The organism is Cyanobacteria bacterium FACHB-DQ100 (assembly GCA_014695195.1).
Taxonomy (GTDB): Bacteria; Cyanobacteriota; Cyanobacteriia; order Leptolyngbyales; family Leptolyngbyaceae; genus Leptolyngbya.
This window is the reverse complement of sequence record JACJNW010000020.1, coordinates 13,155-37,667: the sequence shown is the minus strand read 5'-3', so window position 1 is coordinate 37,667 and position 24,513 is coordinate 13,155. Positions and strand designations below refer to the sequence as shown.

Here is a 24,513-nt window from a genome sequence, read left to right as displayed (position 1 = left end):
ACAGGCTCCATTGAATCGTTGTTTGATTCCAGACTTGAGTTTGTGCTTTTGGGATTTCCGTCCGAGTTCTCGAAAGGGGGGCTTTGAATTCATGCGCTTAATATCATCTCTGTTTTGTTTTGATCTTATGTTTGTTCAGGCGCGACTTGCAGAAGTAGAGCTTGAGAGTAAACTCAGCGAGTGCGAAAGGTGCGCAGGTGATATTCGAGTCGAGGCGTTCTGAGTGTCTCCGGAGATCTAAGAGGATGTTTTAGAGGTAGTCGTTCATTGCATCATCCGCCGCTCGACTGGAAGTCGGGGCTATCGACACAAAGCCGGGTGAAACCGACTGAAGTGCCTGCAAGACATGGCTTTTAGTCCCTTAAGTGGACTTTGTGCCGATAGCCCGTGATTGAAAATCACGGATGGACTGCAATCGAAGCGAGAAGCCTTTTTATACTTCTGAAACATCCTCTAAGTGTATCCGGACAAAAGCAACCACAAATAGCTGTCACAGATTTGAAGATGCTTTTGGAAAAAGGTGAGTAGGCTTTGTATATTACACAGCAAAAAAGCCTGCACTAAGCGAAAATGAACAAACTCGGATTGGTGATCTCGTCCGTTCTAATTCTTCTACCTGGTTGCTTTCCTTCCGTCCGCGCTACTACCGAAGGGCAAATCACTTTCAATAGCAGCAGTCCAGAACCTCTCAGTACGGAAGTTTTTAACAACGACTTGGGCATAGGAAAAACGGATAGTCGAATTGTTGTTGAGCTGACAGTTGATAAGAGCCTGCTGTGGTCTGGGGATCAGTTTCGGACAGTTATCATCTCTGGTAGCGACACGAATTGTTTTGCTAGAGACTACATTCGTGGAAAACTGATCAGTGAAGTTCGAGGATACTGCAACTTTCCATCCGGTTCCTTCAAGGAGGTTGTCAATGGCAGGAAAACAGGGAAAACGATCAAAGTTAACTTTGATCCGATCGTCCTTAAAGGCGAGAAGGAAAGGGCAAATCGAGAAATTCTAACCCGTTAGAGAGCTTACGAATAGAAATGTACCATCAGGCAATAGCAGCATAAGCTAACTGATTGGGCGTTGATACCCTTTGATATCTTCAATCACTAGCGAATTGGCGGCAGCCCACGATCGCCTTTTGGCTGGTCTGGAAGGTGACGAGCATTCCGCTTCAGTAGTTACCGTTCTAAATTCTTAATTTACTCTTCCTGATTTATAGTCAACAAAATCCAGTTTTTCTGATGTAGAGATTCGTTCTCCCTGTGATAAGCGTTGCTGACCTGTATTGAGCGCATTCTAAAAATTCTCAACGAGACAGACGGACTCACCCGCAGCGAATTAGTCACTCTGGTCTCACTTATGAGCAGATTAGGCGACAGACCCAAAATCTCAGCATCTCAGGCGCGATCGAGTCCCGGCTGGTCGATCGAGAGCGGCGATACTTCATCAAACAAGTAGAGGGAACCTCGAAAAATTAACCGCTTAAGAACCCACATTCAAATTGAAGCGGGAAAGGAGCAACTTTCATTGCTCGGTGAGCGAGAAGCCCGGTTCGCTTGCCCTGATTAAGCTGTAATTTGAGCTTGATGATACACGAATCGCTTGACATTGTAAGTTAAGTGCTTGAGTCCGAGCATCGCGCTCACTGCGTCAAGCCCAATCGAGCGCACGAGTTTGCCGACCATCGTCATGATCCAATCGCCGAAAACATGTTCAACTTTCGCCCGGATTTTCTCCCCTAGTTCTCCTCGATTGATTACTTTACTTCTAATCAGTTCAAGCGACACCAACCAAACAACGGGCGCTGAACACGAAACCATCCACCAATTTGGAGAAATCAAATGCTTAACAACCTTAAAGAACTGCTGCAAAACGCTTAACTGCAAGCTCAAATCAAAGCCGCAGCTAACCAAGCCGAAGTGGTCAAACTGCTGGTAATTGCTGGTGCAGAAAAAGGCTACTCTCTCACAGTAGACAGCGTGAGCCAATTGCTCAATGAACTCAAGGCTGGCTCGAACGAACTGAGCGAAGAAGAGCTACTAGGCGTGAGTGGTGGCAAACCGTACATCTGCTACACCAAGCGCTGCACAACGTTCTAATCTAAATCTACGATCGCGCGGCTGGTCGCTGGCTTGTATCAACCTTGGTCGGGTGAGATTCTATTCGATGGGATGCCTGAAGGCGCAATTAATCCCTCAACATTCATTCAATCTGTATCGATGATTGAGCAAGATATCTTTTTGTTTGGCGGCAGTGTGCGAGACAATCTCACGCTTTGGGATACCACGATTTCTGAAGCACAACTTGTAAAAGCCTGCCAGGATGCAGAGGTGTATGACACAATCCAGTCCTTACCAAGCGGATTTTCAGCGCAAGTGCTAGAAGCAGGCGCAAACCTCAGTGGAGGACAGCGGCAACGGTTAGAAATTGCCCGCGCATTAATCACAGATCCTACTTTTTTGATCTTAGATGAAGCGACAAGTGCCCTTGATGCAGACACGGAACTGCGCGTTGTGAAAAATCTACAGCAACGCGGTTGTACCTGTTTGATTGTGGCGCACCGTTTAAGCACGATCCGCGATTGTGATGAAATTCTTGTCCTAGGCACTAACCAAGTTGTGGAGCGCGGCACTCATGAGAGCTTATGGGCGGCCCAAGGCAGCTATGCCGATTTAATTCGTTTAGCAGGAGCAGATTAAGATGGACGCTTTACTCATTGCTGCCGGAGCCGTAGCACGGACTCAAGGCATTGTTCTTCACCCCCCTCAATCTGATCGATCGACGAAAGATCCACTTGAAGACATTGCGCGATCGTCCCGCATTCGCAAGCGTCGCATTCTGCTAGAACCAGGCTGGTGGAAAACTGATAGCGGATCTCTACTCGGCTATCTAGAAGCAACCGAGCAACTGATCGCCCTACTTCCCATTGCAGCCGGAAAGTATGAATACTTCGATCCCGTAACGCACAAGCGCATTCCGATCAATGCCCACACTGCCGCTCAAATTTCGCCCTCTGCTTGGATGTTTTATCGTCCCTTCCCCCACCAAATAGAAAGCGCGATCGCGCTTCTGCACTTTGCACTCGCTAATCGCCTTGCCGATGGAGTTCGGATTCTCTGGCTTGGATTGGCTGCGGTGCTGTTAGGAATGGTGACACCCCAAGCGATCGTGCTACTGATCACTCAAGCGATTCCTACCGCGGATCGAGACCTTCTACTACTCATTGGAGCAGGATTGCTGGTCATCAGTCTCGCGGTTGCCATTTTTCAAATTGCCCAACGGCGCGTGATTCTGAGAGTGCAAACGATCGCGGAAATGACGGCGCAAGCGGCCCTCTGGGATCATGTGCTGAGGCTGAAACTCTCGTTTTTTCGGCAATATACCAGTGGTGATCTAAGAACCCGCGTTCTATCGATCAACCAAATTCGAGAATTATTTGGTGGGGTAACACTCTCGACTCTGTTAACGAGTCTCTTTGCACTGCTCAATCTAGGACTATTGTTTATCTATAACGTCCCGCTCGCGATTGTTGTCACGCTGATTGCAGGAACAATTCTTGTGGTAACGGCTCGGATTAGAGCGATCGCGCTCAAACATTACCGATCTCGTCAGACTCTAGAAGGAATCATCTTTGGCACGATGACTCAACTGCTCGGCGGAATTGCGAAACTGCGCGTAGCAGGAGCCGAGAATCGTGCCTTCGACTATTGGCATACGCTCTATCGCCAGCAACTTCAGGTCATGCTGAAAACGCAAGCGATCGAAGACCTGCTGATGGTGTTCAACACACTACTCTCCACCGTGAGTTCAATGTTTCTGTTTGGACTTGCCGCCCTCTTGATTCATCAATTTGGACTGTTGATCGGCACGTTCCTAGCGTTTAATGTTGCGTTCAGCGCATTTATCCAGGGTGCCACAGGCTTAAGCAACACGCTGACGCAATTCCTGCAAGCTGAAGTGCTCTGGGAGCAAGCTCAACCGATTCTCCAAGCAACGCCTGAAGTCGACACAAGTCACCGTAATCCTGAGAAACTGACGGGACGAATTAAGCTCGATCGCGTTGATTTTCGCTATCGAGATCAGAGTCCTCTCGCACTAAACCAGGTAACACTAGAAGCCGAGCCTGGCGAACTGATTGCCTTAGTGGGAGCTTCCGGCAGTGGTAAATCAACCTTATTTCGATTGCTGTTGGGCTTTGACACTCCTGAATCAGGAACCGTTTACTATGACGATCAGGACTTAGCGGAATTGGATATCACGGCAGTACGACGACAACTGGGGGTAGTTCTACAACAAGGTCGCCTACAGAATTACTCAATCTTCGAGAACATTGCTAACGGCGCAATAGTCACGTTGGATGAGGCTTGGGAAGCGGCTCGACTGGCTGGAATTGCTGATGATATTCGATCGATGCCGATGGAGATGCACACGCTGCTGTCAGAAGGAGGATTAAATCTGTCAGGAGGTCAGCGACAGCGATTATTCATTGCTCGCGCTCTAGGGCTGAAACCGCGAATTTTACTCTTAGATGAAGCGACAAGCGCTTTAGATAATCTCACCCAAGCCACCGTGAACCGCAACCTAGAGCAACTCAATATCACTCGCATTATGATCGCCCATCGCTTAAGTACGATTCGTCAAGCTGATCGTATCTATGTCCTGGATCATGGCAGCATTGTTCAACAAGGCACTTTCGATCAATTAGCGACACAGCCCGGTCTATTCCAAACCCTCATTGCCCGTCAATCGATTTAAGTCATGAATAATCAGCATTTATTCCGCAGAACCTCACTAGAACGATTGCGCTCTCCAGAGCGTCTTGATCAAGCCGTGCAGATCATCAAGCCTTTAGATTGGCTACCGCTCACTGCCTTGGGGCTGTTAATTCTGCTTGGCTTGGTTGGAGGACTAATGATGTTCCGCTATCGACAATCGCAGTTAACTCAAGGTCTTCATGTCCCTACTGGTGCTGAGGAGTACCAATTGCCTACTTCCCCATCTAGCAATTAGGACTAATAGAACAGACTTGCGTTGAGCGACTGCTTGAACCGCAGACGATGTAGAATTTCGATCAAATTTGGACTTTCTAAGCCAACGCTCGATCGACTTGCTCTGCCAACTTTAGTGGACGGAGCGGCTTCGTAAGAATTGCTGCAACCTCGATCCCCGCAAAGGTATCACCATCTGGCGACTGGGTTTTAGCAGTCACTAGAATTACCGGGATGCTGCTTGTTGCAGAATTTGATCGTAGCGCTTGCAGCGTTGCTCGTCCATCCATTTCTGGCATCATCCAATCGAGCAAGATCACATCGGGCTGGTATTCTGTCGCGATCGCAACGGCTTCTTTCCCGGAAGTAGTTGTTAACACTCTCCAGCCTGCACTCATTTCTAGACCCATCTGTATGACCGACAGTACATCTTTCTCATCATCAACAATCAAGACACATCTACTCATAGCTCTTGTCCGGCAGTGCAAGGGGTAAAGCGACAAAAAACGTACTTCCTTGTCCCAAAGTGCTTTCTACCCAGATCTTACCCTGATGTTGTTCAACAATGCTGCGACAGATTGCTAATCCTAATCCAGTCCCACCCTTGGCGCGATTATCAGAGGTATCGACTTGCTGAAATCGATCGAAGATTAAGTCCAGTTTGTCAGCGGGAATGCCTCGCCCCTGATCGCGCACGGTCAGCAAAACCGAATCCGCGCTTTTCATCTCTGCATCCAGCCACACTGTTTTACCTGGCTCAGAGAACTTAATCGCGTTGCTGAGTAAGTTCGTGAACGTTTGGATTAAACGATCGCAATCTGCCCATAGCATGACGGATAAAGGTTGGAGCTGTAGCTGCACCTGAGCATGGTTTGCCATAGCCTGCATCCCCTCGGTTGCCTGAATCATCGCTTGAGCTAAGTCGCATTGAGCTAGGTGTAGTGTAATTTTGCCGAACTTCAATCGCTCCAAATCAAGAATGTCATTGATTAACCGGGTCAACCGCTCAGTGCTGGTAATGGCAATATTCAACACAGATTGACCCTGATTATTTAAGCTCCCTAGCTGCCCTGTCCCTAATACATCTAACGCACCCATGAGTGAGGAAAGAGGGGTTCGCAGCTCATGACTGACCACAGAGATAAATTCATTTTCTAAACGCTTGCGTTGAGTAATGTCATTGACTAGATTCAGAATACAAGGTACGCCGTCTAGCTCAATGTTTTCCAGAGACAGCAATACAGTTCGTTTTTTGCCTAATTTTGTTCGTAGTTCGCACTCTTGGTTATAGATAGTTTGGGAATCGTGATCGATGTCTAAGTTCAAATCTGCAACAGTCAGTTCAACTATCTCGGATTGCGTGTAACCCGTGAGTTGAAGAAAGGCAGGATTCACTTCTACAAATCGTCCCTCGCTGTGAGTTGTAATCGCGATCGGGTGTGGACTGGTGCGAAACACTTTGGCAAACTTATCTTCGGCTTGTTGCCGTTCTCGGATTTCTGCCTGAAGTTGCAGGTTTTGAACCTGAAGCTGCTGCTGTAACCGACAAACGGTGAGGTGAGTCGTAATTCGTGCTTTGACTTCTGCGATTTGAAAAGGTTTAGTAATGTAGTCTACACCACCCACCTCAAAGGCTTTTACTTTGTCTAGCACATCTCCCAACGCACTAATGAAGATAACGGGAATGTCACGAGTACGATCGTGGAGTTTTAACTGCCGACAGACTTCGTAACCATTCATTTCTGGCATATTCACATCCAGCAGAATCACACCGGGCGGAGCCGCCTGCGCCCCACGTAAAGCCGTTGATCCCTTAGTGACACTACGGACTTTATACCCCTCTTGCTTCAGCATTTCGGTCAGTAAAGTCAAATTTTCCGGGGTGTCATCCACAATCAGAATGTCACCTTTGTAGCCGTTTCTATCCATCAATTTCTCCAATCAGTTCTAGGATCTCATCAAAACAGAAACGTTGGACTAAATTGTTCAACTGCTCTGCTAAACAAGCGTGCGCGGAGGGAATCTCTGCCACTAGTTGCAACACTCGATCCCCATCAACCTCGATCGCAGCTTGCTGTAAGTTCAGAATCCATTCTGAGGGCATCACTTGAATTGTGAATTGCGATTGAGGCTTCTGAACTACAGGAGTAACAGCTTCTAAGGGTTCCGCATAAATAAACTGCACACCTAAATGCTCCTTGAGTTTGTCAGCAATGACTTGCGCTCGAAACGGTTTTCGCACAAAATCATCGCAACCTGCTGTCAGAATTGTGGCTCGTTGTTCTTCAAACGCACTCGCAGTCAGCGCCAGGATTTTTGTCGGTTGCTGCGTGTTGCTTGCTCTTTCTAGAGCGCGAATGTGTCGAGTCGCTTCATAGCCATCCATAATCGGCATTCGCATATCCATCCAGATCAGGTGAGGATGCCAAGTTTGCCAGCATGCGATCGCTTCTTGTCCATTATTCGCGCTGCGGGTTTCAAATCCAAACGCTTGTAGGAGATGTGTCAGTAATCTGCAATTGTCGGGTTGATCGTCCACAATCAATAATCGATAATTCGGTTGATCTGGTGCTAGTCCTAGTACCTGTTTTGAGGAGATCGAGCGAGACGGAATCGAAGCTTGAGTGAGCGTGACTGGAATTTGAAACATAAACGTTGATCCCTGACCTACTGCGCTTTGAATCTGGATGTCACCGCCCATCAATTGCACAAATTGACGGCTAATGGTTAATCCCAATCCAGTGCCCTCTTTGACTTGAATCCCGCTTGCCGTTTGCATGAAGGGCTGAAACAATTGCTCAACTTCTTCGGGGGCAATCCCGCTACCCGTGTCACTTACTGCAAAGTGAAGCAAAGGAGAAAGCACGATCGAGTCATTGTGACCTTGCTGCTCTTCGATTTTCAGGTGGACTTGTAGCGTAATGCTTCCCCGATCGGTAAATTTCACCGCGTTGCTCAGAAGATTGATCAAAACCTGCCGGAGTTTCCCTTCATCAGCCACAATCATCGCAGGCAGATCCGGCGACAAATCAAACGAGAGAGAGAGATGCTTTACTTCTGCTCGAATCCGAAACATTTCTTGCAGCATGTCCAATAAATGCCGCAGATCAAACGGTTCAGGATGAAGCACAATTCGTCCCGCTTCAATCTTGGACATCTCCAGCACGTCGTTGATCAAATTCAGCAAGTGCTCTCCGCTCCGGTTGATCGTCGTGATAAAGCCGCGCTGTCGATCGTTCAATGCACTTTCTCGCTCCATGAGTTGCGTGAAGCCGAGAATGACATTGAGCGGAGTGCGGAGTTCATGACTCATGTTAGCGAGAAAGGTACTTTTAGCGCGATTAGCTGCTTCTGCTGCATCTTTAGCGAGGCGTAGTTCCTGTTCTCGCTGTTTGCGCTCGGTGATGTCATCGTTGAGGCAAAGTAAGTGCGTCAGATTACCCATGTCATCAAATAAAGGAAACTTGATCACACGGGTCAGTAAGCGTTCTCCTGTCGCTGTTGTAATATCAACTTCAGGAGTTTCGATCAGCGATCGTGCTTTCACCACCGCTTGATCTTGTTTGCGGTAATAGTCTGCTTCTGATTCAGGCAATAGCTCATAGTCATTGCGCCCGATGCCTTGCGCTTGGGTAAAACCGACATACAGTTCAGCACATTTATTGATCAGCACGTAACGAAAATCATTGCGAACATCTTTAGCAAAGAACCCAAGCGGAATATTTTCAATCACGCTGTTGAGAAACTGCTGAGACTGACGGAGATCCTCTTCTAGGCGTTTGCGATCAGTAATATCAGCCACCAAAAAATCAATACAGTCATCATCGAAATTGACTCGATTAGACATTAACCACCAGCGAAGCGAACCATCTAGAACTTGAACTGAGACTTCCGTGTTGACCATGCCATGTTCTTGCAAGGCAGTCATGATGCTTTGGGCTTGTTCTTCGCTGGGGCAGTGTTTTTTCCACGGTTGATTGCACAATTCCGAGGGATGATCATAGCCCAGTAGGTCTGCCATGCGCTGATTGCACTCTAGAATAGTGCCCGTGCTAAATTTCGCTCTCCCAACCCCTACATAGGAGTTTTCAAAAATGTTGCGATATTTCTGTTCGCTGCGTCGGAGGGCTTGTTCAGCAAGCTTGCGATCGGTAATATCTTGCAGTGTTCCAATGTGTTGAACCATATTGCCGCGCTCATCCCGTTTGAACACCCTATCGCGGCACAACACCCAGCGCCAATCGCCGTTTGCATGGTGCATTCGACATTCGATTTCTAGATCTTCATGGTCAGCCGCCGCCGCGATCGCTTTTTGATACTCCATCACCGCACCGAGATCATCGGGATGAATCAGAGTCGGCAGCATGTCTGCTCCCATTGCTGCAATTTCGTCGGCTGTGTATCCCAAGAGTTCAAACACTGATCGATTACTGTACCGATTACGTTGTGCTACGATGTCATGGATGTGGACGACCGTCGGAGTTTTTTCGGCAATGCTTTGAGCAAACTGCTGTGCTTCAAAGAGTGCCGCTTCTGTGTGTTTACGATCGGTAATGTCGATCGAAAAAGACGCTGTGTGCCAACAGCCCTCTGCCTCATCCCAATAAGGAGTTAAATTTAACTGAATCCAGCGCAAGCTGCCGTCAGGGTGATGATAGCGGTATTCGTGAGTGTAGGGACGTTCGCTAAAAATGAAATCAAATGCTTCATCGAGGATCGTTTGCAAATCATCGGGGTGGTAACGAGACAGCCACGGTTGCAAATCTGTGAGAAGTTCCTCTGGTGTAAAGCCCCAAAGCTGTAGACTTCCAGACGAGAAATAATCTGGCTCAAATCTTCGATCGGCATAGATTCGATAGTTTGCGATTGCGGCAGAGGTACGATCCAGAATCTCGTTCAGTCGGGCTTCTGAGGCTCGGAGTTCAGCTTCCGCCCGCTTTAAGTCCGTAATATTAGTAGAGATGCCACAAATTGCATAGGGAATGCCATCGGGATCGAGAAGCGGGAACTTGACGGCAAGATAGATTGATTCGCTGTGGGGCGTGTGAATGACTTCTTCAGTCCAAATCGCCTGACCGGATTGCAGCGCCAGTTGATCGTTCGCCTGCAACATCTCTACAACATCTGGAGGTAATAAATCAGCATCGGTTTTGCCTAGAATTTGATCGATCGGCAGTCCTACTTCCTCTGAGACCCAGCGATTCGCAAATAGATAACGCCCTTCTAAATCCTTGGCAAAAATCGGCATGCTCGCATTTTGTAAAATTGCTTCAAATTGCGCCTGAGTTTTTGCCAGAGCCGCTTCTGTTTCTTTTTCGTGAGTGACATCTCGCCCGATCGCAATCAGCATCGCCTGTCCATCTTGATCCGGACAGACCGACAGGTTAGCACGATGCCAGACATAGTGCCCCTGCTTGTGTCGCACCCGATATTCTAAACCTGTATGGGGTCGGTGAGTTGCAATCACCTGCTGAAGTATCTCGGTGCAATCGACTAGATCCTCAGCGTGCAGCAACGACTGAAAGCTTTGCCCTTCTAGCTCGATCGCACTGTAGCCGATCGTCTCCTGAACATTGGAAGAAAGGTAAGTAATGTTGCCTTCGGAGCTGAGGGTACAGATCGTATCGCTGGCGTATTCTGCGATCGCTCGGAACTTGGCTTCGCTTGCTGTTAACTGATCTAGCTGTGCTTCTAGCTTCTCAACTCTCGCTTGCAGTTGCTCGACGACGCTTGTAGCCAGATCAGCCATTACCTCATCCTCAAATACGACTAAAAAAATAACGATAAACGTTCTAAAAATTTCAAACCAGAGCGGGCAGAAAATCGGTTATCCGTTGAACCTCAAAAGCACTTCGTGTCTCTTGAACAAGCATAAATGGTTGTGTTGCAAAAATGGTAGGGGGGGAAGTTCAATTTTCGGCGTTGCTGAATAGCGGTATGTTTTCTTCGTTTAAATGGGTTGCTGCCCTCACCCTAACCCTCTCCCTGGGGAGAGGGAACAAGAGTATTTCTAGCTCCCTTCTCCCTGGGGAGAAGGGTTGGGGATGAGGGCAAACCCGGAATTCATGCCATCATTCAGCAACGCCCAATTTTCTCTAGTCTTGCTCTCAATGAGGACTGACACGCTGTTCAAATGGCATCACTTTCTGCCTGAAATCATCTTGCTAAATGTGCGCTGATATTGTCGTTATTCCTTGAGCTACCGAGATTTGGAGGAAATGATGGCGGAGCGGGGAATCGCCGTGGATCATTCGACCATTAATCGCGCTCGTTTTGAAGTTTGCCCCAGAAATAGACAAACGCATTAGACGGTTCTTAAGTCCCACGAGTGATTCGTGGAGAGTCGACGAGACCTATATCCAAATCCGGGGAGAATGGAAGTACCTGTACCGAGCGGTAGATTCGGCAGGCAACACCCTGGATTTTGTGCTGAGTGCGAAGCGAGACGGAAAAGCGGCGGCACGCTTTTTCCGTAAAGTGTTGGGAGCGAAACACACTCAAACGCCCCGAGTGATTACCGTCGATAAGAATGATGCCTATCCCGTGGCAATGGATGAGTTGAAGCAGGACAAAACATTGAGAGCCGAGACCGAATTACGACAGAGCAAGTACTTGAACAACATGATTGAGCAAGACCATCGCAACGTGAAGCGCATTGTCAGACCGCCGATGGGATTTCAATCTTCAACACAGCCAAGAGAACGTTGCGCGGGATAGAGGCAATGGCAATGCTTCGTAAAGGACAAGTGAAGGGAATCAGTCAAGGGGATAGTGTATCTCAAGCAAGATTCATCAATGAACTCTTCGGAGTGATTGCTTAAAACAATACGAACGAAACCAGTTCGTATGTCGCTTTAAAAGCTTTGCGACAGAACCGAAAATTGAGCCTCCCTACCCTACCATTTTTGCGACACAACCCAAAAAATCGCGTCTCTCGATTTGCAGCTTTGGCAGAAACCTGATTGTGATCCCAATCTGAGTTCGCCAACAGTATCCGGTCGTTTGTGATTCTCAAAATATAACCTCTAAAGGGCTCTGTAACAAATGTTCTGGAGCACTTCTAGCGGTTTGTCGAATGAACACAAGACAAGTTATGGGAAACCAAAATCTCTAAGTTTAATTCGTCATTTGGAGCAATTTCCTTGCCCTGCGCCTTGCGCTAACTTCACTGGAGTAGCAAATCAAGCGACTTGTGATCGACAATGTGCGATTCACGAAATTGATGCGGATATGTCCACTGTAAGGATTCGAGAGCTAGTGGATTATTTGGCATGAACATCGCCATTTCTAAAAGCGCCAAATACTTGTTTGATGCCAGTACTCGACGTTTTAGTAATGGCTACTTTCGAGGCAAATGACCCGCTAGGTTGATCGCAGCTTTGAGCGACAGCAGAACCAATCCCGAAGTCAGCAGAATAACAGCCGGGAAATTGAGCGTTAGCGTTCGACTTGAATTGGTTGCGTTTTTTCAGCAGATTGAAGCTGCATGGTTCCTGCGGAGTTGTGCAAAGCACTAATGGCGGTCTGAAAATTAGTAATATCGCGACGCATCATTTTTCGCTCATTCAGGCTGATCGTAACCTCTGAGTTCCGATAGTCTGGCGGCGGCGCTGCTATGGCTTCAGAATTACCTTGCTCTTGGTTAAACACCTGCCTCAAGCGGTTTCCGATTGCCTTGATCCCCTCTAATCGAGAAATGTCTCCTTTCGCTTTGACAGCAGTGTACCAATCGAGCAACTCCTGTCTAGAAGGTGAGTAACTCTGCTCTGGTGCTACCACTGCTGATGGCGGTGCAGGTTGAAGAGGCTGTACCTGAATCGGTTGAGTAGGCGGAAATGGCTTAATCCGCCCATCTACATAGTCGCCCAACGGCTCCATCTTTAATCCCCAAACTTCCTGCTTATTCAGGAAAAGCTGAGGCAATGCCTTTGCGCTATGTTTTTCCATGTCTGCCCACTGCTGTTGGTAGGCTGAGTCAGCAACCATTGCAGGAGTAATGCGATATTGTTCGCCGACTCGGAAGGTAACTTTTCGTTCTCCCGCATAGGCGATCGCAACATCGCCTTCTTTGAAAGCATAGGCTTTGTAGGGTTCAAAGGTGCGTGTAGTGTGGCAGCGCCCGTAGCCGCGCATTGCCTCCAAACAGTTACCGACTGGAAGTGGATTTACCTCGCCGTACATCATCAGCGGATACGTCATCTGCACTGGTTTGCCCGTGATTTTGACGGCTGAAGAGGTAGCCAGTTCTGTTGCCACCTCGCTAGATCGCTCCTGCATTGCTCGTTGGACGGATTTAGCAAGAGGTTGTGCGATCAAACTCATGACTTGCACTTGAGCCACGTTGCCAGCTTCCTGATTGAGAACTGCCTGAGTTCCTTGGAAACTTCCTACTTGTAGCAATTTAGAACTCTTCAATTTCCGCTCGGAGGTCGAATCGAGAATACCTAATGTTTTGCGAGTGCCATCTATTTCCACCTGCGCGATCGCGATCTGGTCTTGATACCCGATATAAAGCATTGCCGAATCGGGCTGCCAAGCGTGATCGCGCAAGTCATGCTCCAGAATCTTCTTAATGCTGATCTCTCCCACTGGAGTTTTTGCTGTCACTTTGTCTGCTAGAGGAGTCGTAATTTGGGCTATAACGGTCGTGCCAACGGGCAGTCGCATTGATCGGGGATCAATTGCGCCAAACTGTTTCTCTGTTCCGTCGGCTTCAACGATCGCAACAGATTGCGTCGTCCGAGTTTCGCCACCCTTGGTTTGATAGGCGTACTGGCTGAATCGGACCGTATATTCCCCATCTGGAATTCGACCTACTTCGTTCGTTTCTCGCTGAATACCTGTCAGGGTAATTTCGGGAACGGCTTGCAGCCGCTGGCAGATCTCTCGCGTAAATGCCTTGAGGACAACGCCCATCCCCGAACTCTGTCGCCACATTGCCGAAGCGTAGGCCATGCGTTCTTCGGTTGGGATAGTTGCGACGGCATCTTGAAGATATTGAGCTGCTCTAGCTAACTGTTCTTTGGCATCACTTTGCAGCACCAGAGATGGACGAAACTGAACCGATGGATTAGCAAGCGGAATTCGCGAATGCTGCCCAAAGCGCTCTTCCAGGTTATGTGTGATCGCTGACTCCGGCGCAACAAAACCCAGAGGAATTCGCGTTTCTGTTCCATCTTCAGCACGGAGAACCCGCTGAACGAGAAATTGCTCTGGATTGCTCTTTGTGACTCTAGGATTTGCCTGAATGAAGGTCTGCCAATTGGTTTCACTATTTGCTTCCCAAATCGGTGAGTCGTCCGGGTTGACATCACAAAGTCGCTGGAGCGTTAGATGTTTGCCTGTTTTAGGCGAGGTCAAGATAAGCGTGGGTTGCTGGTCTTCTGGACGATTCTCGCGCAGTCGTTCTTTGGTTTCGATCGTTTGCTTCACCAAATTGTTGTAGGCTTCCACGAGCATAAGGGCTTTTTCTTCCTGTTCCGGCGTGAAATCCTTAGGAAAAAGATCCCGGTATGCTTCGTTCGAATACTCCGCCAATTGAGTTGCTTCGTAGAGACGGTTCATCGCTTCCACGCCCCACCCGATCGGTTCCTGAGTATTAGTCGGCATCAGCTTCCCATTCGTGTAAATCGTTGGGTCCTTCTGATGCTGACGAAGTTCATGGAGTCTGTGGGCGAGAGCTTTGGCAAACGCTTGAATCGATTTATCAATGCCCTTTGAACTTTTAGCAGTATCAACTGCCGTTTGCAGGTTAACCGCGTTGGGACCGTCAACGACATCTGTTAAAAGCTGATAAACATTGTTGAGTTGGGCTTCGACGAACTGCTGCCGCTGCTCGACATCCAGCATTGTCGATAATTGCTCAGCAGCTTGCGCGATCGCGTCCATCCGATTTCTAAAACCGTAAGCAGGGAAGCCATTTGAGAGAAGGGCTGTGTCGTCAGGAATAACGGTATCAGAATTCAGCAGTTTCTTGTAATGGGTTGAAATCTGGACTAGCAATGGCTCTTTCTGCTCAGCAGCAATGTACTGGGTCTCTAACGCGAGAGACTGAAGAATCATACCGACATTCGCCACTTTGCCCGTGGGATTATTCGCGGTAATTTCCCAGGCTCTCCAGATTGCTTCAGACAGGGATTCGTGTGCCTGCTCCCAGGCGTGTTTGACTTTCTTCTGCTTCACGATTTCTGGCGGTTTTCGGTCTGGGGCATTACGATCGATGATTTCAGCAACGGCAACTGGAAAATCACCAGGACGAATTAGAGCGTGCTCTGGCTCAGTTTGCATCTGGGCGATTAATTGCCCGAACAGCGATCGTCCGGCTTCGTACTGCTCGGCAGGTGATTGATCGACGGTCGATGCCAACTACGCTCGAATCTGATTGGGCACATCCTCAACCGTAGGGAGATAGCCAACAAAATAGCCATTGGCATCTTTGTCAAAATCAGTGATTGCAACGTGCTTTGCCGTCCACGGATTCAGATAGGCAACCCCCTCTTTCCGAAATGCTTCTGGATCTGCTTGCGCTAGGACTTTGGTGTTGTTAACTGCGATCGCGGCGGCTCCCACGCTGGGGAAGGGAAAGCGGTAATACGCCACGATCGCGCCATGTGGCAAGTCTCTATTACAAACCTCCTAAGGCATCATCTGGGCGTGGTGCTGTGCTATTGCGGAGGGAACGTAGATGCCACCTACAGCTAGATCGACTCGTTCACCGCGCAGGTAGCGATCCAGTTCATAGTTAATCTTGCTAAATTGATCTAGTTGCCCGAACTGATCAGACTTCAAGACCTCATAGAGCCATCAGATTGCTCGTCTACTTCGCTATCGTCAGTTGCCAGAACTTCTCGCTGTTTGTCCTTTTGATCCAGGTAGTATTGCCCTAATCGTCGTGGGTCAACTGCAACCGCTGCCAGTGCCTCGGCTTGCGCCAACATACGCGGATTAAATTCGGTCAGCGTTGCGTCAGGAATGCAGCCTTTGACTTGTGGACCGACCACCTGCTCACCGTACTTCCCATCCGATTTACGATTAATCCAGAATTCCTCAACTTCTTTGATCCCCGGCTTAGAGAGAATACCATCATCCCCTTTGATGTCGTTTTTGGAGATGATCGCGTCTACTCCTAATCGCTCACACCATCGGCTCGTTGCCAGTGTTCCCTTTACCATGCCAGGAAGGTCTGGAGTGGCAGCGCGGAACTGAGTCACGGTTGTGCGAGCCAGATAGTTAAGGCGTTTATCGAGCGCTTCAGCAGCCTCGGATGGGATGGGTGCTGTTTTGAAGGTGCCTTCTCGCTGATAGATATCGATGAGTTCAGAAACATCTGCCTCGATGCCAGCTTTTTCTAAAACTTTGACGATCACTTGCTCGACCTCTGTTATGGTTAGCAGGCGCTTCATGACAGGTGTGGCAACCAGCATCGTTCCGTCGCCCATCTTGTCGTAAAGCTGGTTCAGTTCTTCAGGGGGAATTGCGCGATTATTGCGATCGTGCAAGACCTCGCTACCATGCGATCCTTCGGGGCTTGGCGAAGCCAATCGCGCTTCGTCATCAATCACTAAAATTCGTGCCTTGCGACCTGCTGTGACGGAGTTGATCACGGTAGAACTCATGCCATCAGAGACAATCAGACGGATCATAGCGATCTAGAAATTGGCGTTTACACTCCACGCAGATGTGATTCTGCTTGCCTCTGCGCTTGCCGTTCTTGCGAATATGAGTTGAGTGGCAGTCGGGACAGTCCATCATTCGTCACCTCTGTTCCTCCCTCTATTATGTAACGCCATCAAGCGTTAGCCTATCCTGGGATGCGTCTTTTGGAGCTAACCCCCCGAATTTGCGTAGAATCTACTCAGCTTCCTGGTGATTTTCATCGAGATCCAGCCGACCAAATTATCGTAGCAACAGCACGATTGACTAGTTGCCCATTGGTGACGATAGATAGCAAAATATTGGGCTATTCTCACGTTCAGAAGCAGCCCTTAAGCATGTAACCTCTAGAGCTGTTTGATTTAGCTCAAAGTTAAACATCTGCGGTAAAAAGATCAAAGTGTCAAATCAGACATTTCCCTCCCAAATCTTTTACGGATGCCCTCGACCTCTACATCACTTCTCTATCTGAATAAAAAGTCTTGGGAACAAAGTTCTATAGCCTCAGTCGGAACTACTGAGTAGTCAATGAATGCGCGATCGCAGCCGAACAATGAAGTACGGGCGAATCCACGATTGCATCCTTTGTTGAACTTATAAACGGTGAGCTAACAAGCATCACTGAAAAGCCCTTTTGCGATCGCACTCTCTCAAGCTTTACGGAGTTTTCTCAATGTCTAACGTTCGTCATCTGTCATCAAGTGCCCTACTGCTAGTCTTGGGTATGACCGCAAGTGCTGTCGTCCCGATCGTCACTTCGGCTCCCGCCACTGCCGCTAATTTCACCGACACCCGCACCCATTGGGCAAGACCCTTCATCGAAGCACTTGCTGACAAACAGATCATCGCTGGCTTCCCCGACGGCACCTTCAAACCTGATGCCCCGGTCACCCGCGCGCAATTCGCCGCGATCGTCAAAAACGCCTTTACCAGCAACCAAGTCCGCGTCGCCCGTGGGTTTAATGATGTTGCCGCCAAATACTGGGCAGCCGCCGCCATCAACAAAGCCTACGAAACAGGCTTCATGAGCGGTTATCCCGACAATACCTTCAAACCCGAACAGCAAATTCCCAAAGTACAAGCTCTCGTATCGCTGTCTAGCGGCTTAAACTACACCCCCACTGGCGCAACCGCAACCACGCTGGCAAATTTCAGAGACAGCGGAGAAATTCCCGACTATGCGAAGACGGGCGTTGCAGCTGCGGCAGAACGCAGTGTGGTGGTCAACTATCCTAACGTCAACTTCCTTAGTCCTAATGCAACCGCAACTCGTGCCGATGTTGCCGCGTATATCTATCAGGCATTAGTCAACCAAGGAAAGCTCGCCCCGATCGCCACAAGCGAGGGTGCTAACTCCTACATTGCCCGCATCACCGCCTCACCCACGACGGGCACCACCCCAACGCCTTCTCCGGTCAGCACCGATCCCCGCTACAAAGTGTCCCAAGGAACGACGGTTAATATTCGGTATCTCGGTTCTAACAAAATTGTGGTAACTCCTGGCGAAACTATCAACAACCTCACCCTGCGCGTTGTCGATGACATCAAAAGCGCTCAAGGAACGGTCGTCATTCCGAGAGACAGCGAAATTGTCGGTCAACTGGTTCCGGTGAGCAGCAACTCTCAAGTTCTGGGAACCCAGTATCTTGCTCAACAGGTGACGATTGGCACTCGCTCCTATCCCCTCATTGCCCGATCACAGGTGGTTAATGGACAAAAGATCGACCAAAACACCAATCCTGGAACGCTGAAAGATGCTGTTACCTCTGCGGCAGCTAGGGCAGCGCTATCCGTCCTGTTGGGGCAAAAAGTAGATTTGGGCAGCATCCTGACAAGTGCAACAGGTGGGCAGACCAATCCAACACAGACTCCTGGTAACTTGATTGTGATTGATCCGTCCAACGACCTGCGGCTGACTCTAAGTTCCGATTTTTACGTCGCTCCTTAACTGGAGTAGACGGAATCTGCTATCCATGACTGCTTCGTAAAGACGTGATGGCGTTGCTGAATTACTGTATGATTTGCCTGATTGAAACGTGAGCGAGACGCTCACACTACCTAATTCATTCCAAATTTTTGTAGTGTGAGCATCTTGCTCACGTTCCTGATTCATTTCTTCATTCAGCAACGCCCACTAGTCCTCCAACTGTAACTTGAGATAGCTGTCTAGAGGTCATAGGATGATGTTGTCCCCTTTATAAATGGAGCGATCACCTATGCTACAAGCAGAACGTATTGCCATTGTTACAGGCGCAAATCGTGGAATTGGGCTGGAGGTGGTGCGGCAACTCGCTCACAAAGGCATGACCGTAATTCTGGGTTCGCGGGATTTGCAAAAAGGTGAAAGGGCAGCGGCGCAACTAATCGACGCAGGGTTACAAGTTCTTCCCCGCCAACTCGATGTCGCTGATTCGGGAAGTATGGCTCGGCTTGCGGCTCAAGTAGAGCAGGAGTATGGAAGCCTAGATATTTTGGTCAACAATGCGGGCATCCTCTACGATACTTGGCAGCAACCCAGTACAGCGGATTTTGATACAGTGCAGGAAGCAATCAGTACCAATACATTCGGACCGTGGCGGATGTGTAAGGTATTTGTCCCCTTACTGCGACGTAGCCAACACGGCCGAATTGTTAATGTTTCCAGTGGAGCGGGGTCGATCACCACTATGGACAACAGCACTCCTGCTTATAGCGTTTCTAAAGCGGCATTAAACGCATTTACCCGTTCTCTAGCGGCTGAACTGAAGAGTGCAGGGATTTTGGTGAATGCGGTCTGTCCGGGTTGGGTGGCAACCGATATGGGAGGAGCAGGGGGGCGACCTGTAGAAGATGGTGCCGCCAGTGTCGTTTGGGCGGCGATGCTACCTGACGATGGACCGACAGGCGGCTTCTTTCGAGATGGTAAGCCTGTGCCCTGGTAAGGAGAGCTTGATTAATCAACTTCTCAAGATAATGACTAGACTTGCTTATTTAAGCAGTGGCAGTAAGTCGTACTCCTGGCGAATATCTAGAAGAGAGCGATCGAGTAGAGGTTCAAAGCCTAGAAAGGGAACTTGATGGGCGCGATTGCGCGTTTTTAACCAAAGCGAAATCAGATCCGGCATGAGTTGTGGAAGCACCTTGAGAATACTGCCATACAGCCATAATGAGCCTTTGTCTCGAATCAGGTCGTTGTACATCACATCAATCACAGCAGAATTGTTCATTCTCATTTCCCGGAACCGTTGAAAGGTACACTCACTTGTCCACCAAAACAGCGGTAGGAGTTTTAACTCGTCGTACATTCCGGTGTCACAGCCATAAATGACATGACCGACATCATGAGCACGCAGAATTCTGGCAAATTCAGGTGGCTGGGTTTCAGGTAGCGTGAGATGGGGATTGAGGGTGTAGTATTCTGCCAACCCTTCTTCGAGAGTTTGGGTGCTAGCCTTATCGGCATAACGAGGACGTTGCATGAGCGATTTCCCATATCGATACGATACTGTATCGTAAATTATAATAACAGCCATGACGAATCCAAGTAAAAAGTCGCCTGGAAGACCCCGGAGCGGCCAATCGCATCAAGCAATGCTGCAAGCAACCCTAGAATTGCTGGCAGAGGTTGGTTTTGAAGCGATGAGCATTGAGGCGATTGCTGCCCGTGCAGGGGTTGGCAAAACGACCATTTATCGGCGCTATAGCGGCAAAGCAGAATTGGTGGCGGATGCGATCGAGAGTATTCGGGAAGAGATTGTCATCCCTGACACCGGAAGCCTTTGGGGTGATCTGGATACTCTCATTCAAAATGCAGCTCAGATCTCGCTTAATCCTCTGGGACGGCAAACGGTTGCTATGATTATCAGCAGTGCATCAAGTAGCGCTGAATTTGCTCAAATCTACTGGACGAAGTACTTACAACCACGACGAGAAGCATTTGCAGTTGTCCTGGAGCGAGCAAAGGCAAGACAGGAAGTGCAGCCTGATTTAGACCCAGAATTGGTCTTTCACACCATGAGCGGAATCATGCTGTATGCCATGATTTTCCAGCCAACTTCTGAATCCTGGGAAAGTTATGTACGCCGTTCTCTGGACCTTATTCTCATGCGTCTCTAAGTTTTGAAGAACGTTGAATATGTTCAATCGCCACCCATAATGCATCCAGCATCACTTCATAGCTCTTATCACTGGAGCGAGCGATCGTCATCAATTCAGCTTGTTCTCGCATGATAAAGCCATAAATCGCTGCATTCACCATTCGCATCACATCAATTAGAGCATCCTGGTTCAAGCCTTGCAGATGCAAAGAGGTTTGAAAAAGTTTTAGTGCGTCTTGCATCACCTCAGCTTCTTCTGGGTCAGTTGGTCGCATTTGATAGTGCATCATGACTCTATAACGTGCAGGATGCGATCGTGCAAAATTTCGAGTCGCATGTGCACTAACGCAGAATAATTCTCGTGAATCTGCAATGCTATTGGTTTGCTGCTGACACTCGGTTAAATACTGCCGCCAAACTGCCAGAGCAACAGCCCGTTGGAGCCCGGTATTTCCGTCTAAATGTTTATAAATAGCGGGAGGTTTAATATTCAGCTCTCGCGCTATGCGATTGACTCCCAGGGCAGATTCTCCCTCTTGGTCAAGACAGGCGATCGCGGCTGCAATCACATCCTGTTGGGTGAGTGAATTCTCTTTCGTTGGACGACCCATAGATACTTAATTTGGTCGGGCAATATGAAAGGCAGAAACGAAAGAGAGTTGAATGGTTGTGCTGTTTTGTTCTAGCACCTCTCGTAATCCGGCAAACAAAGTTTGTCTCTGCTGAGCTTCTAGTTTACCGTAAGGTGAATAGGTACTGAGCAACATTAAGTATTGATCAATGGTGTACGTTACCTCAACTTCAATGTGTCCAGATTGCATTTCTTTGAAATAGCTAGACTCAATTGCCATCTGCCCCAGTTGGTCTAGAATTGCTGCTTGCGTCGCACTGTCTTCATAAGTGCGGCCTAAGGAGGGTGTATGAGTTTGATAAACCGTTAGCAATTGCTGATAAATTTCATAACTCGGTTGTAGTTCCTTGTTCCATAGCAAAATTAAATGTCCACCTGAACGCAATGCAGCGGCAGCTTTGGGATAGCCGATGTCAGGTGAAATCCAATGAAATGAACTGGCAGCCAACACCGCATCATAGCGTTGAGGTTCTAATTGCCATTCTTCAAACGAGCAGTTTTGCAGTTCGACATTTGGATACGATTCGCAGGTTTGTTGAGCAAGATGATAAAAATCAGGATTGGGTTCAACACAGAGCATTCGACATCCCAAAGTTGCAAAATCAGGAGTGGCGATTGCCGGACCACAGCCAACCTCTAGCAAGGACGAATCAGCAGAGAGTTGAGTGATTTCGACCACGCGCTCAATGATGGCTTGAGGATAGCGGGGTCTCACCTGCTGATAGGCTGTTGCTGCGGGCGAGTACCAGTGTTTACGTTGCTCCAGGTCTTTGCCATAGCACTCGTTCTGGAGAATCTGCTTCAAGTCTTTCATAGCGATTGAAACTTAGTTAACACTATTAACTAATTAAGGATATGATTAACCTTAACACCCAATTTGAGGGAAGACTATGAGCAATCTTGTGTTCAAGTCTGCGATTGAACTGGCTCAGATGATTCGCGATCGCCAACTCTCTGCGATCAAACTCCTAGACGCTCACCTAGCGCAAATCGCCCAACATAACTCCAGGCTCAACGCCATTTGCACACTTGATGAGGAAAATGCTCGTATTCGCGCCAAACAAGCAGATGAAGCACTGGCGAGAGGTGAAAACTGGGGGGCGTTACATGGTGTTCCTGTGACCATCAAAGACATTTTTGAAACGGCTGGACTACGCACGACCGCAGGCTATATACCCCTCAAAGATTACGTTCCCCAACAGGATGCCACTGCCGTTGCCAAACTTAAAGTAGCAGGAGCCATCGTCCTGGGAAAAACGAACATGGCAGAACTGGCAGGGGATTACCAAAGCACCAATTCGTTGTTTCCGCGAGTCAACAATCCTTGGAATGTTGAATATACGGCGGGAGGAAGTTCAGGGGGTAGTGCAGCGGCGGTAGCAGCAGGTTTATCGCCATTGGATTTGGGCAATGATATTGCAGGATCAGTGCGTCAGCCTGCTCACTTTTGTGGGATTTATAGCTTGAAACCGACTGATCGCCGTATTTCTACTGCAGGTATGATTCCAGAAGTTCCTGGAATGCCCTACTGCCTACGGCAAATGATGACCGTCGGGTGTTTTGCGCGATCGCTCACCGATCTTCGTCTTTGCTTCTCTCTCATAGCAGGAGCCGATCCGCGTCGTCCAGATGTTCCTTCTATACCGTTGGACACCCCTTCTGGTCAATCATTATCAGATCTCAAAATTGCCTGGACTGATCAGTGGGCACAGGTTCCCGTTGCTGCTGAGAGCCGCACTGCAATGCAACAGGTGATTGAAACATTAGCCCAGTCTGGTGTTCAAGTTCGCCACTGGTTGCCCGAAAACTTTGACGTGCCCGCTATCTTAAATCTCTATACAAGAATGGCAGCCTACATCAACCGCTATGCTCAACCCGTTGATCACTACAACCTTCAGCGTAGTGCAACACAAATCTTTCGCACGGCAACCCAAGGAGATAAGGCACTTCGCAAAATGGGTGATTTTAGCCGCGTGTTGCCTGAACTCTTGAACCCAAGCTTGAAAGGCTATTTTGAGGCACTGACCGAGCGAGATCGCTTCATTACCCAACTCGACACAGCATTAGAATCCTGGGATGCGTGGCTCACTCCCACTGCAGCGACTTTTGCCTTTACCCATTGTCCGGCCTGGAGTGCAATAGAAGTGGATGGTCGATCCTATCCGCATGGAATCGCGAACGGAGCCTATACAATGCCATTTAATTTAAGTGGACATCCCGCAGTCGTCATTCCAATTGGACAAACAACCAATGGATTGCCGATCGGGATGCAAATTATTGGTAAACGGTGGAAAGAAATGGAGTTATTGGCGATCGCTCAAAAGCTCGATACTGTGATTGGTGGGTTTCGATCGCCATCAGGCTATTGAGCCACAAATTGCTTTCCACAATCCTTACAAAGGTAGCACTGCTTGCCCCGCCGATAGCCATTCTTCGATAACTGGATGGATTGGCAGTGGGGGCATATCATTACTTTCATTACATTACCCAACCGCTGATCGCCGATGTGCGGCTCTAAATATGACACCATCAAATCCTCAATTTGCTGCGTTAAGCGCTGGCGATGTTCCGGATCTGGATTGCGGAGTGCTGCTAGGATGACGGCATTGCTACTGTGTACACAGACTTCCGCCAGTAAATCGTGCAATTCCTCTGATAGAGCAGGATTGCGGTGTTTGAGAATACTTGCCATGAAGGCGATCGCATCTTGGGTCATGCTTTCGTCGATCGATTGAAAAATCTGACGCGCCAAGTAAAACTGCACAAACACAACCCGTGATACAGGCTGCTCGAACAGTGCTGCAACCGACTCCACTAGAACATGAATCATCTGACGTAAGGGGAGTTGCACCAGGGCTGGAATGTCTACTTGCGACCAAAACCCTTTCACCCGTTCTGAATGGCGGATCTCCATTGCCTTAAAAATCGCGGCTTTGTCTGGAAAGAACTGATAGAGTGACCCGATCGCCGTTCCTGCTTTGGCAGCAATCATATGAGTCGTTGCCGCTTCATAGCCCACCTCATCAAACACGGCAGCGGCTGCATCTAGAATCTTCTCAACTTTTTCTTTGCCCCGCTGCTGTTTCGGCTGACGACGCAAATTAGCAGAGGATTGGGGGCTTGACGAACGTGAATGTTTTGTCATATTTTGAATTCTACAAGCTAAAAC

19 protein-coding genes and 3 pseudogenes are annotated in these 24,513 nt (G+C 48.6%); 10 read left to right on the top strand and 12 right to left on the bottom strand.

Annotated elements, in window-relative coordinates; translation table 11 throughout:
- The first annotated feature begins 570 nt into the window (after positions 1-570).
- On the top strand, positions 571-1,017 hold the full coding sequence (locus tag H6F51_06430; protein ID MBD1822129.1) for a hypothetical protein: 447 nt from the start codon (positions 571-573) through the stop codon (positions 1,015-1,017).
- Positions 1,018-1,562: 545 nt separating this feature from the next.
- Here the strand turns inward: H6F51_06430 and H6F51_06425 are convergent.
- The gene (locus H6F51_06425; protein ID MBD1822128.1) at positions 1,563-1,817 is read right to left on the bottom strand and encodes a hypothetical protein; all 255 of its coding nucleotides are present in this window, start codon (positions 1,815-1,817) and stop codon (positions 1,563-1,565) included.
- 21 nt (positions 1,818-1,838) lie between these two features.
- Here H6F51_06425 and H6F51_06420 point away from each other — a divergent pair.
- The 4 genes and pseudogenes from H6F51_06420 to H6F51_06405 all read left to right on the top strand — a co-directional run bounded on the left by H6F51_06420 (position 1,839) and on the right by H6F51_06405 (position 5,007).
- Positions 1,839-2,096: pseudogene (locus H6F51_06420) on the top strand (Nif11-like leader peptide family natural product precursor).
- A 12-nt stretch (positions 2,097-2,108) separates the two neighbouring features.
- Complete coding sequence (locus H6F51_06415) at positions 2,109-2,696, top strand: ATP-binding cassette domain-containing protein (GenBank protein MBD1822127.1); 588 nt, start codon at positions 2,109-2,111, stop codon at positions 2,694-2,696.
- A gap of 1 nt (position 2,697) precedes the next feature.
- The gene (locus H6F51_06410; protein ID MBD1822126.1) at positions 2,698-4,752 is read left to right on the top strand and encodes an NHLP bacteriocin export ABC transporter permease/ATPase subunit; all 2,055 of its coding nucleotides are present in this window, start codon (positions 2,698-2,700) and stop codon (positions 4,750-4,752) included.
- A 3-nt stretch (positions 4,753-4,755) separates the two neighbouring features.
- Positions 4,756-5,007: a hypothetical protein gene (locus H6F51_06405; protein ID MBD1822125.1), complete on the top strand. Its 252-nt coding sequence runs from the start codon at positions 4,756-4,758 to the stop codon at positions 5,005-5,007.
- Positions 5,008-5,083: 76 nt separating this feature from the next.
- Here H6F51_06405 and H6F51_06400 read toward each other — a convergent pair whose 3' ends face one another.
- From H6F51_06400 to H6F51_06390, 3 genes are read right to left on the bottom strand one after another with little or no spacing between them, the layout of a single operon-like run.
- Positions 5,084-5,452, bottom strand: a complete 369-nt coding sequence (locus H6F51_06400) for a response regulator (protein ID MBD1822124.1) — start codon at positions 5,450-5,452, stop codon at positions 5,084-5,086.
- Complete coding sequence (locus tag H6F51_06395; protein ID MBD1822123.1) at positions 5,445-6,914, bottom strand: response regulator; 1,470 nt, start codon at positions 6,912-6,914, stop codon at positions 5,445-5,447. Before H6F51_06395 ends, H6F51_06400 begins: the two co-directional genes overlap by 8 nt.
- Positions 6,907-10,734, bottom strand: coding sequence for a PAS domain S-box protein (locus H6F51_06390; GenBank protein ID MBD1822122.1), 3,828 nt, complete (start codon positions 10,732-10,734; stop codon positions 6,907-6,909). Before H6F51_06390 ends, H6F51_06395 begins: the two co-directional genes overlap by 8 nt.
- A gap of 361 nt (positions 10,735-11,095) precedes the next feature.
- Between H6F51_06390 and H6F51_06385 the strand changes: the two are divergent.
- Positions 11,096-11,806, top strand: a pseudogene (locus tag H6F51_06385) (IS6 family transposase).
- 616 nt (positions 11,807-12,422) lie between these two features.
- On the opposite strand, the gene H6F51_06380 reads toward H6F51_06385, so the two are convergent.
- From H6F51_06380 to H6F51_06365, 4 genes and pseudogenes are all read right to left on the bottom strand, one after another.
- On the bottom strand, positions 12,423-15,350 hold the full coding sequence (locus tag H6F51_06380; GenBank protein MBD1822121.1) for a hypothetical protein: 2,928 nt from the start codon (positions 15,348-15,350) through the stop codon (positions 12,423-12,425).
- The gene (locus H6F51_06375) at positions 15,351-15,602 is read right to left on the bottom strand and encodes a hypothetical protein (protein ID MBD1822120.1); all 252 of its coding nucleotides are present in this window, start codon (positions 15,600-15,602) and stop codon (positions 15,351-15,353) included.
- Positions 15,603-15,769: 167 nt separating this feature from the next.
- Positions 15,770-16,627, bottom strand: a complete 858-nt coding sequence (locus H6F51_06370) for a hypothetical protein (protein MBD1822119.1) — start codon at positions 16,625-16,627, stop codon at positions 15,770-15,772.
- Positions 16,626-16,733, bottom strand: a pseudogene (locus H6F51_06365) (IS1 family transposase). The gene H6F51_06370 and the pseudogene H6F51_06365 overlap by 2 nt, the downstream one beginning before the upstream one ends.
- A gap of 577 nt (positions 16,734-17,310) precedes the next feature.
- Between H6F51_06365 and H6F51_06360 the strand changes: the two are divergent.
- Positions 17,311-18,585, top strand: coding sequence for an S-layer homology domain-containing protein (locus tag H6F51_06360; GenBank protein ID MBD1822118.1), 1,275 nt, complete (start codon positions 17,311-17,313; stop codon positions 18,583-18,585).
- A gap of 268 nt (positions 18,586-18,853) precedes the next feature.
- Positions 18,854-19,558, top strand: a complete 705-nt coding sequence (locus tag H6F51_06355) for an SDR family oxidoreductase (GenBank protein ID MBD1822117.1) — start codon at positions 18,854-18,856, stop codon at positions 19,556-19,558.
- Between the two features lie 45 nt (positions 19,559-19,603).
- Here the strand turns inward: H6F51_06355 and H6F51_06350 are convergent, their stop codons facing one another.
- Positions 19,604-20,095, bottom strand: a complete 492-nt coding sequence (locus H6F51_06350) for a hypothetical protein (protein ID MBD1822116.1) — start codon at positions 20,093-20,095, stop codon at positions 19,604-19,606.
- Positions 20,096-20,147: 52 nt separating this feature from the next.
- On the opposite strand from H6F51_06350, the gene H6F51_06345 reads away from it, so the two are divergent.
- Positions 20,148-20,732: a TetR/AcrR family transcriptional regulator gene (locus H6F51_06345; protein MBD1822115.1), complete on the top strand. Its 585-nt coding sequence runs from the start codon at positions 20,148-20,150 to the stop codon at positions 20,730-20,732.
- Here the strand turns inward: H6F51_06345 and H6F51_06340 are convergent.
- The gene (locus tag H6F51_06340; GenBank protein MBD1822114.1) at positions 20,719-21,324 is read right to left on the bottom strand and encodes a TetR/AcrR family transcriptional regulator; all 606 of its coding nucleotides are present in this window, start codon (positions 21,322-21,324) and stop codon (positions 20,719-20,721) included. The two genes, H6F51_06345 and H6F51_06340, sit on opposite strands and share 14 nt — an antisense overlap.
- A 6-nt stretch (positions 21,325-21,330) precedes the next feature.
- Complete coding sequence (locus H6F51_06335; GenBank protein ID MBD1822113.1) at positions 21,331-22,158, bottom strand: class I SAM-dependent methyltransferase; 828 nt, start codon at positions 22,156-22,158, stop codon at positions 21,331-21,333.
- Positions 22,159-22,234: 76 nt separating this feature from the next.
- Here H6F51_06335 and H6F51_06330 point away from each other — a divergent pair, with 76 nt between their 5' ends.
- Positions 22,235-23,713: an amidase gene (locus H6F51_06330; protein ID MBD1822112.1), complete on the top strand. Its 1,479-nt coding sequence runs from the start codon at positions 22,235-22,237 to the stop codon at positions 23,711-23,713.
- On the opposite strand, the gene H6F51_06325 is transcribed toward H6F51_06330, so the two are convergent.
- The gene (locus tag H6F51_06325; GenBank protein MBD1822111.1) at positions 23,707-24,489 is read right to left on the bottom strand and encodes a TetR/AcrR family transcriptional regulator; all 783 of its coding nucleotides are present in this window, start codon (positions 24,487-24,489) and stop codon (positions 23,707-23,709) included. The genes H6F51_06330 and H6F51_06325 overlap by 7 nt on opposite strands.
- Between the last annotated feature and the right edge of the window lie 24 nt (positions 24,490-24,513).

What these genes read in the sequence shown, in the direction of transcription:
- H6F51_06430 (MBD1822129.1), top strand. Translation starts at nt 571, where the DNA reads ATGAACAAACTCGGATTGGTGATCTCGTCCGTTCTAATTCTTCTACCT.
- H6F51_06425 (MBD1822128.1), bottom strand. Translation starts at nt 1,817, where the DNA reads ATGGTTTCGTGTTCAGCGCCCGTTGTTTGGTTGGTGTCGCTTGAACTG.
- H6F51_06410 (MBD1822126.1), top strand. Translation starts at nt 2,698, where the DNA reads ATGGACGCTTTACTCATTGCTGCCGGAGCCGTAGCACGGACTCAAGGC.
- H6F51_06405 (MBD1822125.1), top strand. Translation starts at nt 4,756, where the DNA reads ATGAATAATCAGCATTTATTCCGCAGAACCTCACTAGAACGATTGCGC.
- H6F51_06400 (MBD1822124.1), bottom strand. Translation starts at nt 5,452, where the DNA reads ATGAGTAGATGTGTCTTGATTGTTGATGATGAGAAAGATGTACTGTCG.
- H6F51_06395 (MBD1822123.1), bottom strand. Translation starts at nt 6,914, where the DNA reads ATGGATAGAAACGGCTACAAAGGTGACATTCTGATTGTGGATGACACC.
- H6F51_06390 (MBD1822122.1), bottom strand. Translation starts at nt 10,734, where the DNA reads ATGGCTGATCTGGCTACAAGCGTCGTCGAGCAACTGCAAGCGAGAGTT.
- H6F51_06370 (MBD1822119.1), bottom strand. Translation starts at nt 16,627, where the DNA reads ATGATCCGTCTGATTGTCTCTGATGGCATGAGTTCTACCGTGATCAAC.
- H6F51_06360 (MBD1822118.1), top strand. Translation starts at nt 17,311, where the DNA reads ATGTCTAACGTTCGTCATCTGTCATCAAGTGCCCTACTGCTAGTCTTG.
- H6F51_06355 (MBD1822117.1), top strand. Translation starts at nt 18,854, where the DNA reads ATGCTACAAGCAGAACGTATTGCCATTGTTACAGGCGCAAATCGTGGA.
- H6F51_06350 (MBD1822116.1), bottom strand. Translation starts at nt 20,095, where the DNA reads ATGCAACGTCCTCGTTATGCCGATAAGGCTAGCACCCAAACTCTCGAA.
- H6F51_06345 (MBD1822115.1), top strand. Translation starts at nt 20,148, where the DNA reads ATGACGAATCCAAGTAAAAAGTCGCCTGGAAGACCCCGGAGCGGCCAA.
- H6F51_06340 (MBD1822114.1), bottom strand. Translation starts at nt 21,324, where the DNA reads ATGGGTCGTCCAACGAAAGAGAATTCACTCACCCAACAGGATGTGATT.
- H6F51_06335 (MBD1822113.1), bottom strand. Translation starts at nt 22,158, where the DNA reads ATGAAAGACTTGAAGCAGATTCTCCAGAACGAGTGCTATGGCAAAGAC.
- H6F51_06330 (MBD1822112.1), top strand. Translation starts at nt 22,235, where the DNA reads ATGAGCAATCTTGTGTTCAAGTCTGCGATTGAACTGGCTCAGATGATT.
- H6F51_06325 (MBD1822111.1), bottom strand. Translation starts at nt 24,489, where the DNA reads ATGACAAAACATTCACGTTCGTCAAGCCCCCAATCCTCTGCTAATTTG.